The sequence below is a fragment of the Polynucleobacter sp. GWA2_45_21 genome (genome assembly GCF_001830325.1).
Taxonomy (GTDB): domain Bacteria; phylum Pseudomonadota; class Gammaproteobacteria; order Burkholderiales; family Burkholderiaceae; genus Polynucleobacter.
This window is the reverse complement of record NZ_MHZG01000001.1, coordinates 447244-460326: the sequence shown is the minus strand read 5'-3', so window position 1 is coordinate 460326 and position 13083 is coordinate 447244. Positions and strand designations below refer to the sequence as shown.

13 protein-coding genes are annotated in these 13083 nt (G+C 47.0%); 5 read left to right on the top strand and 8 right to left on the bottom strand.

Annotated elements, in window-relative coordinates:
* Positions 1 to 624: a response regulator transcription factor gene (locus A2X74_RS02290; protein ID WP_293628456.1), complete on the bottom strand. Its 624-nt coding sequence runs from the start codon at positions 622 to 624 to the stop codon at positions 1 to 3.
* The gene (locus A2X74_RS02285; protein ID WP_293628458.1) at positions 624 to 1451 is read right to left on the bottom strand and encodes a diguanylate phosphodiesterase; all 828 of its coding nucleotides are present in this window, start codon (positions 1449 to 1451) and stop codon (positions 624 to 626) included. Before A2X74_RS02285 ends, A2X74_RS02290 begins: the two co-directional genes overlap by 1 nt.
* 317 nt (positions 1452 to 1768) lie before the next feature.
* Between A2X74_RS02285 and A2X74_RS02280 the strand changes: the two genes are divergently transcribed.
* A complete protein-coding gene (locus tag A2X74_RS02280; protein WP_015421939.1) occupies positions 1769 to 2059 on the top strand; it encodes a co-chaperone GroES in 291 nt (96 codons plus the stop codon).
* A gap of 26 nt (positions 2060 to 2085) precedes the next feature.
* Positions 2086 to 3738 carry a chaperonin GroEL gene (gene groL, locus A2X74_RS02275; RefSeq protein ID WP_293628460.1) on the top strand — a complete coding sequence of 551 codons (1653 nt, stop codon included), beginning with the start codon at positions 2086 to 2088 and terminating at the stop codon, positions 3736 to 3738.
* 98 nt (positions 3739 to 3836) lie between these two features.
* On the opposite strand, the gene A2X74_RS02270 is transcribed toward groL, so the two are convergent.
* From A2X74_RS02270 to A2X74_RS02255, 4 genes are all read right to left on the bottom strand, one after another.
* A complete protein-coding gene (locus A2X74_RS02270) occupies positions 3837 to 4283 on the bottom strand; it encodes a cupin domain-containing protein (RefSeq protein ID WP_293628462.1) in 447 nt (148 codons plus the stop codon).
* A gap of 120 nt (positions 4284 to 4403) precedes the next feature.
* Positions 4404 to 5771 carry an NAD(P)(+) transhydrogenase (Re/Si-specific) subunit beta gene (locus A2X74_RS02265; RefSeq protein ID WP_293628464.1) on the bottom strand — a complete coding sequence of 456 codons (1368 nt, stop codon included), beginning with the start codon at positions 5769 to 5771 and terminating at the stop codon, positions 4404 to 4406.
* 32 nt (positions 5772 to 5803) lie between these two features.
* Positions 5804 to 6142, bottom strand: coding sequence for a proton-translocating transhydrogenase family protein (locus A2X74_RS02260; protein WP_068320920.1), 339 nt, complete (start codon positions 6140 to 6142; stop codon positions 5804 to 5806).
* 25 nt (positions 6143 to 6167) lie between these two features.
* Positions 6168 to 7298 (bottom strand): Re/Si-specific NAD(P)(+) transhydrogenase subunit alpha, encoded by a 1131-nt coding sequence (locus tag A2X74_RS02255; RefSeq protein WP_293628466.1) that lies wholly within the window; start codon positions 7296 to 7298, stop codon positions 6168 to 6170.
* 176 nt (positions 7299 to 7474) lie between these two features.
* Between A2X74_RS02255 and mnmA the strand changes: the two genes are divergently transcribed.
* Positions 7475 to 8590, top strand: a complete 1116-nt coding sequence (mnmA, locus tag A2X74_RS02250) for a tRNA 2-thiouridine(34) synthase MnmA (protein WP_293628584.1) — start codon at positions 7475 to 7477, stop codon at positions 8588 to 8590.
* Between the two features lie 34 nt (positions 8591 to 8624).
* Here the strand turns inward: mnmA and A2X74_RS02245 are convergent, their stop codons facing one another.
* Positions 8625 to 9239 carry a glutathione S-transferase N-terminal domain-containing protein gene (locus A2X74_RS02245; protein ID WP_293628468.1) on the bottom strand — a complete coding sequence of 205 codons (615 nt, stop codon included), beginning with the start codon at positions 9237 to 9239 and terminating at the stop codon, positions 8625 to 8627.
* Between the two features lie 95 nt (positions 9240 to 9334).
* Here A2X74_RS02245 and purB point away from each other — a divergent pair, with 95 nt between their 5' ends.
* Positions 9335 to 10714: an adenylosuccinate lyase gene (purB, locus tag A2X74_RS02240; protein WP_293628470.1), complete on the top strand. Its 1380-nt coding sequence runs from the start codon at positions 9335 to 9337 to the stop codon at positions 10712 to 10714.
* Positions 10711 to 12093 (top strand): 3-deoxy-D-manno-octulosonic acid transferase, encoded by a 1383-nt coding sequence (locus A2X74_RS02235; protein ID WP_363925301.1) that lies wholly within the window; start codon positions 10711 to 10713, stop codon positions 12091 to 12093. Before purB ends, A2X74_RS02235 begins: the two co-directional genes overlap by 4 nt.
* A 15-nt stretch (positions 12094 to 12108) precedes the next feature.
* Here A2X74_RS02235 and secF read toward each other — a convergent pair whose 3' ends face one another.
* The gene (gene secF, locus A2X74_RS02230) at positions 12109 to 13083 is read right to left on the bottom strand and encodes a protein translocase subunit SecF (protein WP_293628474.1); all 975 of its coding nucleotides are present in this window, start codon (positions 13081 to 13083) and stop codon (positions 12109 to 12111) included.

The window sequence follows — 13083 nt, the reverse complement described above, 5'->3', positions numbered from 1 at the left end:
TTAGCTTTCGATGATGTTGTTCATGCGGCAGAACAAGATCAAGTCGGCAATATTGTTAATGCCCAGTTTGTCAAAGACTCTAGTCTTATAGGTTGCCACGGTCTTATTGCTAATGTGAAGTAAGTCTGATATCTGCTGATTGGTATTGCCTTTGCCGAGATACTTCATGACTTGTAGCTCGCGATCCGATATCAGTGCCAATTTATCGTTATCACTTAAAGAGGTATTGCCATTCTTCCCGTGCGTGAAGAAGGTGTACCCCTGTGAGATCGCAACACATGCCGCCAAAATGACATCAGCACCAGCGGTCTTATTTACAAAACCATGAGCCCCTAGAGAGCGCACTCTACCCCCGTAGACTGCTTCATCTAAGCTAGATAAAACCAGAATGCGAACGTCTGGATACATCAAGCCAATCCGGCGAATGACATCAAAGCCATCGGTCTTGGGCATATCTAAATCTAAGATCACCATATTGGGATTGACTTCTTTGATTGAGCGAAGACACTCTTCTCCATGCTGCGCTTGTCCTGCTATCTCAAAAAGCAATTGATCCTGCAACATACTTTTTAATGCCATCAGCATTGCTGGATGGTCATCTACCAACATCACGCGTTTTCTCATTACTTGTCTCCGTTTAGGTTTTTATGAGGGTGCAGCGAAAAAATGGCCTTAGCGATACGGCTATCGCTCGTGTGTAACATTTGATGTCGACTTATCGGTGACATCATCAGTCCGCCATAGCAGTGGTGCGCTCCCATTGCCATGGCATTTTCTAAATCCTTTACCAGGGTGATGTTGCCGGCATAGATTTGGGTGTGGAATTTCTGGTGAAGAGAAATCATTTCATTTGGCAATCCTTCGGCACGGAATTGCCCTATATCGATATGTATGCCTTCAGGTTCCATTTCTTCGATCCACCGGATTTGAGAGCTACTTCCAGAAAAATCTAGAAGATGAATCAAAACCCCGAGACGGCGCATTCTCAATAAGCCCTCCATGCAGGAATGCATGGAGTCAACATCATTGAGCTTATTGATGCCTAAACTAATGAGACCAACCGGGAGTCGTGAGTTCAGGATGAGGTCGCTTAAGGCATCAATAAACCCAGCTGAAGCTAAGTGTTGAGTCGGCAGAGGCAAGATGCCTGGAATGAAGCGACCACTTCGGTACCAATAGGTAATCGTATCCAAGCCCTCCATGAACAATCTGAGGAGCTGTGTGTCGGTGGCCGCCAGTAATGGTCTAAATAATGAGCTCGTCAGCTTGCTTCCTTGGCTATTAAAGATAGGTTCGTTGCTAATCGCTTGTCGCTGGGACCAGGATCGGTGTTCTTCGAGCGCTTCGCCACTAAGGCCTAGCCAAGGCTGGCCGCAGGCGTCGCGCACTTCTTGGAAGGGTTTGTTCTTCCAAGCCTTTACAAGCGTGTACAGCCGGGATTTCGGGCTCATCAGCATTCTCCAATCATTGAATAGCCAGTCTAGGCAGGTCAGATTGGAGCGGTAAGGGCTTAAGGCTTATTTATATGTAGGAATCTACCTACTTGCCTCCCTCCATTATAGAAAGCGCGGGATTCCTTTTGAAATTTAAGGTGAATTTGCCCTTGAAATCCCTGGAATCAGACCTATATAATCAGCACTCCCTACACGCGAGTGCTAAAACAGGCTTATTCAGCTGAAAAGCTTGTTGCCTTCGTGTTAAGAGACTGCAACACATTGATTTATATTGGTTTTTTAATTAGTTAACACTTACTAACATAGGAGAAGGAATGAATCTGCGTCCTTTACATGATCGCGTAATCATTAAACGTTTAGATCAAGAATCAAAAACCGCCTCTGGAATCATTATTCCGGATGCTGCTGCTGAAAAGCCAGACCAAGGTGAAGTATTGGCAGTTGGCCCAGGCAAGCGTGATGACAGCGGTAAGTTGAATGCACCAGACGTCAAGGTTGGCGATCGCGTGTTATTCGGCAAATATGCAGGTCAAACAGTTAAGGTCGGCAGCGACGAGCTTCTCGTAATGCGCGAAGAAGACATCATGGCTGTTGTACAGAAGTAATCGGTACCTAAGAAAGGAACTCAATCATGGCAGCAAAAGACGTCGTATTTGGAGATAACGCCCGTACCAAGATGGTAGAAGGCGTAAACATTCTTGCGAACGCAGTAAAAACAACTTTGGGACCAAAAGGTCGCAACGTGGTTATCGAGCGTTCATTTGGCGGCCCAACCATCACTAAAGATGGTGTATCCGTAGCAAAAGAAATCGAACTTAAAGACAAGCTCCAGAACATGGGTGCTCAGATGGTGAAGGAAGTTGCTTCCAAAACCAATGACATCGCTGGTGACGGTACAACTACCGCTACTGTATTGGCTCAGTCTATCGTTCGCGAAGGTATGAAATACGTAGTTTCAGGTCACAACCCAATGGACTTGAAGCGCGGTATTGATAAAGCGGTTGCAGCTGCAATCGAAGAACTCAAGAAGATCAGCAAGCCTTGCACAACCACTAAAGAAATCGCTCAAGTTGGTTCAATCTCAGCTAACAGCGATCACAGCATTGGCCAGCGTATTGCTGAGGCAATGGAAAAAGTAGGTAAAGAAGGTGTTATCACTGTTGAAGATGGCAAGTCATTGGAAGATGAGCTTGAAGTTGTTGAAGGTATGCAGTTTGACCGCGGCTACCTCTCTCCATACTTCATTAACCAACCTGAAAAGCAAGTTGCCGTATTGGAAACTCCATACGTTCTCTTGTTTGACAAGAAAGTTAGCAACATCCGTGATTTGCTCCCAGTACTCGAGCAAGTGGCTAAGTCTGGTCGTCCATTGTTGATCATTGCAGAAGATGTTGAAGGCGAAGCCTTAGCAACTTTGGTTGTAAACAACATTCGCGGCATCATCAAGACTTGCGCTGTTAAGGCTCCTGGCTTTGGTGATCGTCGTAAAGCCATGTTGGAAGATATTGCAATCTTGACTGGCGGTACAGTAATCGCTGAAGAAATCGGCCTCACACTCGAGAAAACAACTCTTGAGCACTTGGGTCAAGCCAAGCGTATCGAAGTAGGCAAAGAAAACACCATCATCATTGACGGTGCTGGCGATGCTAAAGCAATTGAAGCTCGCGTGAAGAATATCCGTGTTCAGATCGATGAAGCAACTAGTGACTACGACAAAGAGAAATTGCAAGAGCGCGTTGCCAAATTGGCAGGTGGTGTTGCAGTAATTCGTGTTGGCGCTGCTACTGAAGTTGAAATGAAAGAAAAGAAAGACCGCGTTGATGATGCATTGCATGCAACTCGTGCAGCGGTTGAAGAAGGTATTGTTCCTGGTGGTGGCGTAGCATTGTTACGTGCGATGCAGGGTATTAAGGGCTTGAAAGGCGATAACGCTGACCAAGACGCTGGTATCAACATCGTATTGCGCGCAATGGAAGAGCCAATTCGTATCATCGTTTCTAACGCAGGTGACGAAGCTAGCGTAGTTGTTAATGCAGTGTTGGCTAGCAAAGGCAACAACGGTTACAACGCAGCAACTGGTGAATACGGCGACCTCGTAGCTCAAGGTGTGATCGACCCAACTAAGGTAACAAAAACTGCATTGGTTAATGCCGCTTCTGTTGCAGCCTTATTGTTGACTACTGATTGCGCAATCTGCGAAGCACCAAAGGATGATTCCGCTGGTGGTGGGATGCCTGATATGAGCGGCATGGGTGGTATGGGTGGAATGGGCGGCATGATGTAATAGCCGTAATTTCCTCAGCTATCAAGCTGTAGAAACTAAAACGCCTGGTTCACAAGACCAGGCGTTTTTTTATTCCTGAATAGGATTGATTTCTAAGCTCACTTCTTCCGAATTGTTAAGGGAGTCCCGACCGTTCCTGCATAGACAACAATTAAGTCAACTGGCTCAGTCCCTGGGTTTGAGCCGTAGTGCCATTCTTTAAACAGTTCTACCAATGGCTCACCCGCTTTGAGGGTTATTTTTTCACCAGTTTTTGTAAAGATATTGAGCTCACCCTTGAGCAGAACTCCAGCATTAATAACGGGATGCATATGCATTGGTATGGATGCGCCCGGAGCAAATCTGTATCGAATAATAGTAATTTCAGCTTGACCTTCGCCATATGAGGGAAGTACGGCACCATTCCATGACTTTGTAGTTTTGATTAAGACATTAGCCTCTACGCCCGGAATATCAGTGTAGTAATGTTTTCGTTCTGCATCAGCCTGAGCATATTGAGATGCTATAGATATGAAAATGAGCGCGATAAATTTAAGTAGTTTCATTTGAATAATGAATAAATAATGAGTAGGTAGGAATAAAAAAACGGTGGGTAAGTTTTTCACTTATCCACCGTTTAACTTGTTAACCATCTAAATTTCACTTAGATGAATACAGCTAGATACTTAGCTGACAGACTTCACCATATCTTCCACAACTTTCTTCGCATCACCGAAGACCATCATCGTTTTGTCCATGTAGAAGAGTTCATTATCAAGACCTGCATAACCTGCAGCCATGGAGCGCTTATTTACGATGATCGTTTTAGCTTTAAATGCTTCCAGGATCGGCATACCAAAGATTGGGCTGCCTGGTGTACGAGCGGCAGGGTTCACCACGTCGTTTGCACCAAGTACTAGCACTACGTCAGCTTGTCCAAAGTCGCTGTTGATATCTTCCATCTCAAATACTTGATCGTATGGAACTTCAGCTTCAGCTAAGAGTACGTTCATATGACCAGGCATACGACCAGCCACTGGGTGAATCGCATACTTCACAGTGACGCCATGGTGAGTTAACTTCTCTGTCAATTCTTTGAGAGCATGTTGAGCGCGGGCAACTGCTAAACCGTAACCAGGAACAATCACCACAGTGTCAGCGTTTTCCATGAGGAAGGCCGCATCTTCTGGGGAGCCAGTTTTGTAGTTCTTTGGACCGCCATCATCAGCACCACCAGCAGAAGCTTCGGCGCCAAAGCCGCCCAGCAAGACCGCCAAGATAGAGCGATTCATGGCCTTACACATGATGTAAGACAGAATTGCGCCAGAAGATCCCACGCAAGCGCCGGCAATAATCAAAACTGGGTTGTTCAATGTGAAACCAATACCTGCAGCTGCCCAACCAGAGTAGCTGTTCAGCATCGATACCACCACCGGCATATCGGCACCACCGATTGGGATGATCAATGTCACGCCCAATACCAAAGCAATGGCACACATTACCAAGAATGCTTCGTGGCTGCCTGTCATGAAATACATAACGCCACCAGAAACCATGCCGATAGCAAGAATCAAATTGAGTAAATGTTGACCGGCAAAAGTCACTGGTTTACCACTCACTTTTCCTGATAATTTGCCGAAAGCAATAACGGAAGCTGTGAAGGTAATCGCGCCAATAAATGCACCAATGAAGAGTTCGATCTTTTGTGCGCCAGTGTGATCATGAGCAGGGTTATATACCGCTGCGATAGCGATCAATACTGCTGATAAGCCAACGAAGGAGTGCATGAGCGCTACGAGCTCAGGCATCTTCGTCATCTGCACGCGCTTAGCGGCAATCGTTCCAATGATAGCGCCACCAACAATCGCGCCAATAATCAATGAGAAGACTGGCTTAAAGTCAGGAATCATGAAGGTGGTGATCACGGCGAGCAGCATGCCGACCATGCCGAAGGTGTTACCTTGGCGTGAAGTAGTTGGTGAAGACAATCCACGCAAAGCGAGGATGAACAGCACCGATGAAATGAGATAGGAAATCGCGGTTATGTTTGACATTATTGTGGTCTCTATAAGATCTTGTTCTAGTTTTATTTAGTTCCAGCCGCATCAGCCTTTGGGGCTTTTTTCTTGAACATCTCCAGCATGCGACGGGTGACCATAAAGCCACCAAAAATATTGATTGAAGCCAAAAAGACTGCAATCGCACCAATGATGCTGGTGAGAGTGATCTCATCGCCACCAATCACTTCAGTTTGAAGTAAGGCGCCAACAATAATGATTCCAGAAATAGCGTTAGTAACCGCCATGAGTGGAGTATGCAGTGCAGGAGTGACGTTCCAAACCACGTGGTAACCAACAAAAATGGCCAACACAAACACGGTGATGTTTTGGACTGTGAGGATGCTTTGAAAAGCAGCGAGATCCATGATGTTTCCTTTGAATAATTTTTTATTAGTTTTTACGGATGGCTTGGCCATCACGGCACATGAGGCAGGCAGTAACAATGTCGTCATCCGTTGGGATTACTAACTTCGCCTCAGCATCAACGATCAGTTTCATGAAGTCGAGTAAGTTACGGGCATACAAAGCAGAAGCATCTGCTGCCACCATACTTGCGAGATTGGTGTAACCAATAATCTTCACACCATTTTTTTCAACGATCTTGTCAGCCTCTGTCAAAGGACAGTTGCCTGAGCCATTGTCGCCACGACCAGCTGCTAAGTCGATCACGATAGAGCCTGGTTTCATATTGGCAACGGTATCGCTGTGCAATAAGACGGGTGGCTTACGACCTGGAATCAAAGCAGTGGTAATCACAATGTCAGCTTGTTGAGCGCGTTCAGCAACGAGAGCTGCTTGACGCTTCATCCAGGCTTCTGGCATTGGGCGAGCATAGCCGCCAACACCTTGAGCGATTTCACGTTCTTCGTCAGTCTCATAAGGAACGTCAACAAACTTCGCGCCGAGAGATTCGATTTGCTCTTTAGCAGCAGGGCGTACATCAGATGCTTCGATAACAGCGCCTAAACGCTTCGCCGTTGCGATCGCTTGAAGACCAGCAACACCGGCACCCAAGATCAGCACGCGTGCCGCTTTAACCGTTCCAGCTGCAGTCATGAGCATTGGCATAAAGCGCTGATACTCATTGGCTGCGACCATGACGGCTTTGTAACCTGCGATGTTCGCTTGAGAAGACAGAACGTCCATACTTTGGGCGCGTGTGGTTCGTGGAGCAGCCTCTAATGAGAATGCGGTCACACCTTGCGCAGCCATGGCTGCAATATTTTCGTTATCAAATGGGTCAAGCATGCCAAGTAGCACGCTGCCAGATTTAATTTGTTTGAGCTCGGTAGCTTCGGGCGCACGTACTTTGAGTACGATCTCTGCACCAAAGGCGTCAACAGCACTACCAATTGTTGCGCCAACGGCTTCATAGGCAGAATCTGGCTGGCTGGCTGTTACGCCCGCATCCTTTTGTATAACAACCGTATGACCTTGGCTAATCAGCCTCTTAACGGTTTCCGGTGTGGCAGCAACCCGAGTTTCCCCAGGTCTGATTTCCAGCGGTACTCCTATGCGCATGGCATGTCTCCAAATGCTAATGATTCAAATAATCTATTTTAGGTATATATACGCGAATACACATATATATGCATACCCTTATGTTTTGTACCGGCTCATTTAAGCTCTTCAGGCTAACTTGAGTTAAGGCTTCTACAATGGGGTTTTCAGCTTATATTGAATTCTCGCATTTTTTGATGATCCCGCTCAATTCTTCCGCAATACCCGCTTCAAAGCCATCCAAAGTCGTTGTAGGCATGTCTGGGGGTGTAGATTCGTCTGTTGCGGCCTGGATGCTGAAGCAGCAAGGCTATGAAGTGATTGGCCTTTTCATGAAAAACTGGGAAGACGATGACAATGATGAGTATTGCTCCGCACGCCAGGATTGGCTAGATGTCGTTTCCGTGGCAGATCTCATCGGAATTGATGTTGAGGCGGTCAATTTTGCTGCCGAGTACCGAGAGCGCGTTTTTGCCGAGTTTTTGCGCGAATACGCTGCAGGGCGAACGCCCAACCCTGATGTTTTGTGCAATGCAGAAATTAAGTTCAAAGCCTTTTTAGACCATGCCATGAGCTTGGGTGCAGATGCGATTGCTACTGGCCACTATGCGCGGGTGCGTCATGAGGGTGGGCGGACGCAATTATTAAAGGCGCTTGATGCCAGCAAAGATCAAAGCTACTTCTTGCACCGCTTAACCCAAGCCCAATTAGCAAACGTTCTTTTTCCACTTGGGGAAATTCCAAAGACAGAGGTCCGCAAGATCGCCGAGCAAATTGGTTTACACAATGCGCGCAAAAAAGATTCCACTGGGATTTGCTTTATTGGCGAACGCCCCTTCCGTGAGTTCTTAAACCGCTACTTGCCTCGTACACCTGGACCCATTAAAACCCCTGAAGGCAAAACGGTGGGAGAGCATATGGGGCTTGCCTTTTTCACTCTAGGTCAGCGTAAAGGTATTGGCTTAGGCGGCAGTCAAAATGGCAATGGGGATGCTTGGTATGTCGCCCGCAAAGACGTAGTGAACAACACGCTATATGTGGCACAAGGGCACGAGCACGCATGGCTTCTAGCCAATCAGCTTTCTGCAATTGATGCCAGCTGGGTTGCAGGCACAGCTCCAATGCCTGGCCAGTATTCTGCAAAAACCCGCTATCGCCAAGCTGACTCTGCATGCTCGCTAGTCGCAGGAGTTGAAGGGCCCCTCAGTTTCCAATTAACTTTTCCGGAGGCTCAGTGGGCAGTGACGCCTGGCCAGTCTGCCGTCTTGTACGACGGCGATATTTGCTTGGGCGGCGGAATTATTTCCGCCTAAGTACCCTCAGGTACTTTAGAAGTAATTTCTGAATTTAAGCCGCTGGAGGCGCTGTTTCTGTAAAGGAAGGTCTTTGCATCAGCTTTTGATACAGAGCGTCTAGACTGGGGTATTGAGCTTGCCACGCTACATTTGGGAAGCGGAACAACAGGTAGCCCAGTGCACATCCCACTGCAATATCAGCCAAAGTCATCTGGTTGCCGTGACACCAGGGGTTTTCGCCTAATTCACGGGACATTTGGGCTAAAGCAGCATCAATTTTGCCCATTTGGCGCTCAAGCCAGGTATCACTCTGCTGCTCAGGCGTATGAAATGTATGCTCTAAACGAGCCAAAATGCCAGCATCTTTAATCCCATCAGCCAAAGCCTCCCAGGTTTTGACTGTGGCACGTTCGCGGCTACCTGCCGGAATCAGCTTTCCTACTGGGCTCAGGGTATCGGCATACTCCGCAATCACTCGGGAGTCATAAATGGCCTCGCCATCATCCAAAATCAAGCAAGGAATCTTGCCTAAGGGGTTATTGAGGGCAATTTTGGTATCTGCAGCCCAGACATTTTCAAGTTCTAGGTCAACATCAACCTTTTTTTCCATGAGAACAATACGTACCTTGCGTACGTAGGGGCTAGTGAGGGATCCGATGAGTTTCATATTCCCAAGTATAGCTATCTCAGCCAAATTGGGTTGCCCCCTTAGAACGATTAAAATCAGGGTTTATTGACACATTCAATGTAAAGGCAATATTCGTGAGTCAGCCGATTTCTACCCTTAATGCACTTTCCCCTTTAGATGGTCGCTATGCCGGCAAACTGGATGCCTTAAGGCCTTGGTTATCCGAGGCCGCATTTATGCGCCAGCGTGTATTTGTTGAGATTCATTGGCTATTGGCATTGGCCTCGGCAGGACTTCCTGATGTGCCAAAAATTAGTGCAGCAGATGAGGCATTTTTATTGTCTTTGCCTGAAAACTTCTCTGATGCCGATGCGCAGCGCATTAAAGACATTGAGGCGGTGACCAACCATGATGTGAAAGCGGTTGAGTATTTCTTAAAAGAAAAAGTGGCTGGTCGACCAGATCTATTGAAAGCTAGTGAATTTATTCATTTCGCCTGCACCTCTGAAGACATTAACAACACTTCACATGGTTTGATGTTGCGTGGTGCGCGTGACGAAGTGTTATTGCCGCAACTCAGAAAAGTTCTTTCTGTATTAACGGATTTGGCAATTGAGAATGCGAAGGTTCCTTTGTTGTCGCGTACGCATGGTCAGCCAGCTTCCCCAAGCACCTTAGGTAAAGAATTGGCTAATATTGCGAAACGTTTAGAGCGAGCGATTGCAACGATTGCCGCAGTCCCGCTTTTAGGAAAAATGAATGGCGCGGTTGGTAATTACAATGCCCACTTATCTGCTTACCCAAATTTTGATTGGGAAAATTTTTCCAAAAACGTAGTCGAAAAGCGTTTAGGTCTCACATTTAATCCGTACACAATTCAGATTGAGCCGCACGATGGCATGGCTGAACTGTTTGATGCGATTGCTCGCGCCAACACAATCTTGTTGGATATGGACCGTGATTTCTGGGCTTACATTTCGATCGGTTACTTCAAGCAACGCACTAAAGCAGGTGAGATTGGTTCATCAACTATGCCGCATAAAGTGAACCCAATTGACTTTGAAAACTCCGAAGGCAACTTGGGTGTAGCCAATGCTTTATTGCGTCACCTGGCTGAGAAGTTACCAATTTCTCGTTGGCAGCGTGACCTTACTGATTCAACTGTATTGCGCAACCTCGGCCCAGCTTTTGGCCACAGCGTTTTGGCTTATGACAGCGCCTTGCGTGGCCTTGGTAAATTGGAAGTAAACCATGCGGCGATCGCTGCTGACCTAGATGAGTGCTGGGAAGTATTAGCAGAGCCAGTGCAAACTGTCATGCGTCGTTATGGCATTGAAAATCCGTATGAGCAACTCAAAGAGCTCACTCGTGGCAAGGGAATTAATCAGGCTGATTTGCAAACCTTCATTCGTGGTTTGCAAATTCCTGATGATGCAAAAACCTTGTTGCTCGAGATGACACCATCTTCTTATTTGGGCAAGGCGGTCGAATTGACCGAACGTCTGAAAAAGTGAGTTTGACTCCAAACCTTGGGCGCGCACCGCAGGATTTGCAATACGGTGCCCGCCCAAAGATCTGGTTTGCCGTTTATCAACTGCTTTGGCATCTCTTATTGCCCTTTGCATTTATTCGCCTTGCCTGGCGCATGCGCCACTCATCTGACTATTTAAATCATTTCTCTGAGCGTCTAGGCTTTTCTTACGGCAAAAATATCACTCAGGGATCAGTATGGATTCATGCGGTATCAGTTGGTGAAACCAGGGCTGCCCAACCTTTAGTTGAGGCTTATCTAGAGCGTGGTGAAACAGTTCTGCTGACCCATATGACGCTTAATGGCCGTCGCACTGGAGCTGCCTTATTTGCTAAGGCGATTGCCGCTGGTCGACTACGTCAAGTCTATTTGCCCTATGACCTTTGTTGGTCGGTTGCCAATTTCATGCGCGCATTTAAGCCGAAATTCGGTCTATTTATGGAGACCGAAGCTTGGCCAACCGTAGTCTTCTATTGCGCAGAAATCAGCCTGCCATTATTTTTGGTGAACGCGCGCTTATCTGAGCGCAGTGCGCGTCGAGTAAATCGATTTGGTAAAGCAGGAAGGTCTTTGTTTCAAGCATTTACAGGCATCTTGGCTCAAACCCAATTCGATGCTGACCGCTACCGTAGCCTTGGCGTAAACAATGTGGAGATTGTTGGCAATCTCAAGTTTGATGTGCCACTAGATCCAAGCCTGGTCCAACAAGGTAAATCCTGGAAACAAGAGTTGCATGCAAATCAGCGTCTGATGGTTTGTGCTGCCAGTACCCGTGATGGTGAGGAGGCGATTATTTTGCAAGCGTGGAGGGATTTGCTCCTCAGCAATGCTTTTGATGTTGCCCCATTACTTTGTTTGGTGCCCCGTCACCCCGAGCGTTTCTCAGAAGTTGCAAATCAAATTCAGGATGCCGGATTGAAATTTCGCCCCCGTTCAGAATGGATTGAAGCGCCAAAGGGTGATGCTGATGTGGATGTGATTCTGGGTGACTCCATGGGTGAGATGCCCATGTATTACAGCGCCGCTGACTTGGTAGTGATGGGCGGAAGCCTTCTTCCGTTTGGTGGTCAGAATCTGATTGAAGCATGTGCTGCTGGTTGCCCGGTATTACTCGGTGAGCATACCTACAACTTTCAGCAGGCTGCTTTGGATGCTATCAAGATGGGCGCTGCAAAGCGTATTCAGGGTGAGCTTATATTGAGTGAACCAGTGGCTCTCATGGAAGCTTTAAAAGAATTACTTTTGAATACTGCCGAGCTGGCAAGGATGTCGAGTGCCGCAACGGCCTACTCGATTGAGCATCAAGGCGCGACTAAGAAAATATTAGCCGCCCTTGAGTATCAGAATTTCACACTAAATTAACCGTTCAGATAGAGCTCAGACCTGAGCTCCAAAGTTTGGATCATCATTGCGGGCAGCATCATCCGGCTTCTTGTCGCCCTTCACTAAATCTTCACGAGTAACACCAAGCCACATTGCTAAAGCCGCAGCAACGAATACAGAAGAGTAAATACCAAACAAAATACCGATGGTTAATGCTAAGGCAAAGTAGAAGAGGGTAGGGCCACCAAAAATCAGCATCGCCAGAACCATCATCTCAGTACTACCGTGAGTAATTACGGTGCGGCTAATGGTGCTGGTAATGGCGTTATCAATAATCTCGCGGGTATTCATCTTGCGGTACTTGCGGAAGTTTTCGCGAATACGGTCAAAGATCACCACTGACTCATTGACTGAGTAACCCAGCACAGCCAGTACTGCGGCCAAAACGGAGAGTGAGAATTCCCATTGGAAGAAAGCAAAGAAGCCTAAAATAATGACGATGTCATGTAAGTTCGCAATGATGCCGGCAACAGCAAATTTCCACTCGAAGCGGAAAGAAAGGTAAACCACGATGCCAATCACTACAAACAACAAGGCCATTAATCCATCAATTGCGAGTTCACGACCTACTTGGGGGCCTACGAACTCCACGCGCTGTAGCTTTGCTCCAGTTGTTGCTGGCTCAAGCGCTTGCATCACAGCCGCACTTTGATCAGCAGAGGAAATCATTTTTCCTTCGGCATCTTTTTGGAGTGGCAGGCGAATCATCACATCACGTGAGCTACCAAAGTTCTGAATCTGGGTATCGGAATAACCTAACTTTTCCACATTCGATCTAATTGAATCTAAAGGGGCGGTTTGTGGATAAGTAACCTCCATTACCGTACCGCCAGTAAATTCAATTGATAGGTGAAGACCGTTATGCCAGAGGAAGAAAACGGCAGCTAAGAAGGTGATGAGAGAGACTGCATTGAGCGCCAATGCGTGGCGCATAAAGGGAATGTCTTTTTTGATCCGGAAAAATTCCAT

Excerpts from the sequence above, each read along its gene's own strand:
- A2X74_RS02290 (WP_293628456.1), bottom strand. The coding sequence starts at position 624 with ATGAGAAAACGCGTGATGTTGGTAGATGACCATCCAGCAATGCTGATG.
- A2X74_RS02285 (WP_293628458.1), bottom strand. The coding sequence starts at position 1,451 with ATGAGCCCGAAATCCCGGCTGTACACGCTTGTAAAGGCTTGGAAGAAC.
- A2X74_RS02280 (WP_015421939.1), top strand. The coding sequence starts at position 1,769 with ATGAATCTGCGTCCTTTACATGATCGCGTAATCATTAAACGTTTAGAT.
- groL (WP_293628460.1), top strand. The coding sequence starts at position 2,086 with ATGGCAGCAAAAGACGTCGTATTTGGAGATAACGCCCGTACCAAGATG.
- A2X74_RS02270 (WP_293628462.1), bottom strand. The coding sequence starts at position 4,283 with ATGAAACTACTTAAATTTATCGCGCTCATTTTCATATCTATAGCATCT.
- A2X74_RS02265 (WP_293628464.1), bottom strand. The coding sequence starts at position 5,771 with ATGTCAAACATAACCGCGATTTCCTATCTCATTTCATCGGTGCTGTTC.
- A2X74_RS02260 (WP_068320920.1), bottom strand. The coding sequence starts at position 6,142 with ATGGATCTCGCTGCTTTTCAAAGCATCCTCACAGTCCAAAACATCACC.
- A2X74_RS02255 (WP_293628466.1), bottom strand. The coding sequence starts at position 7,298 with ATGCGCATAGGAGTACCGCTGGAAATCAGACCTGGGGAAACTCGGGTT.
- mnmA (WP_293628584.1), top strand. The coding sequence starts at position 7,475 with ATGATCCCGCTCAATTCTTCCGCAATACCCGCTTCAAAGCCATCCAAA.
- A2X74_RS02245 (WP_293628468.1), bottom strand. The coding sequence starts at position 9,239 with ATGAAACTCATCGGATCCCTCACTAGCCCCTACGTACGCAAGGTACGT.
- secF (WP_293628474.1), bottom strand. The coding sequence starts at position 13,083 with ATGGAATTTTTCCGGATCAAAAAAGACATTCCCTTTATGCGCCACGCA.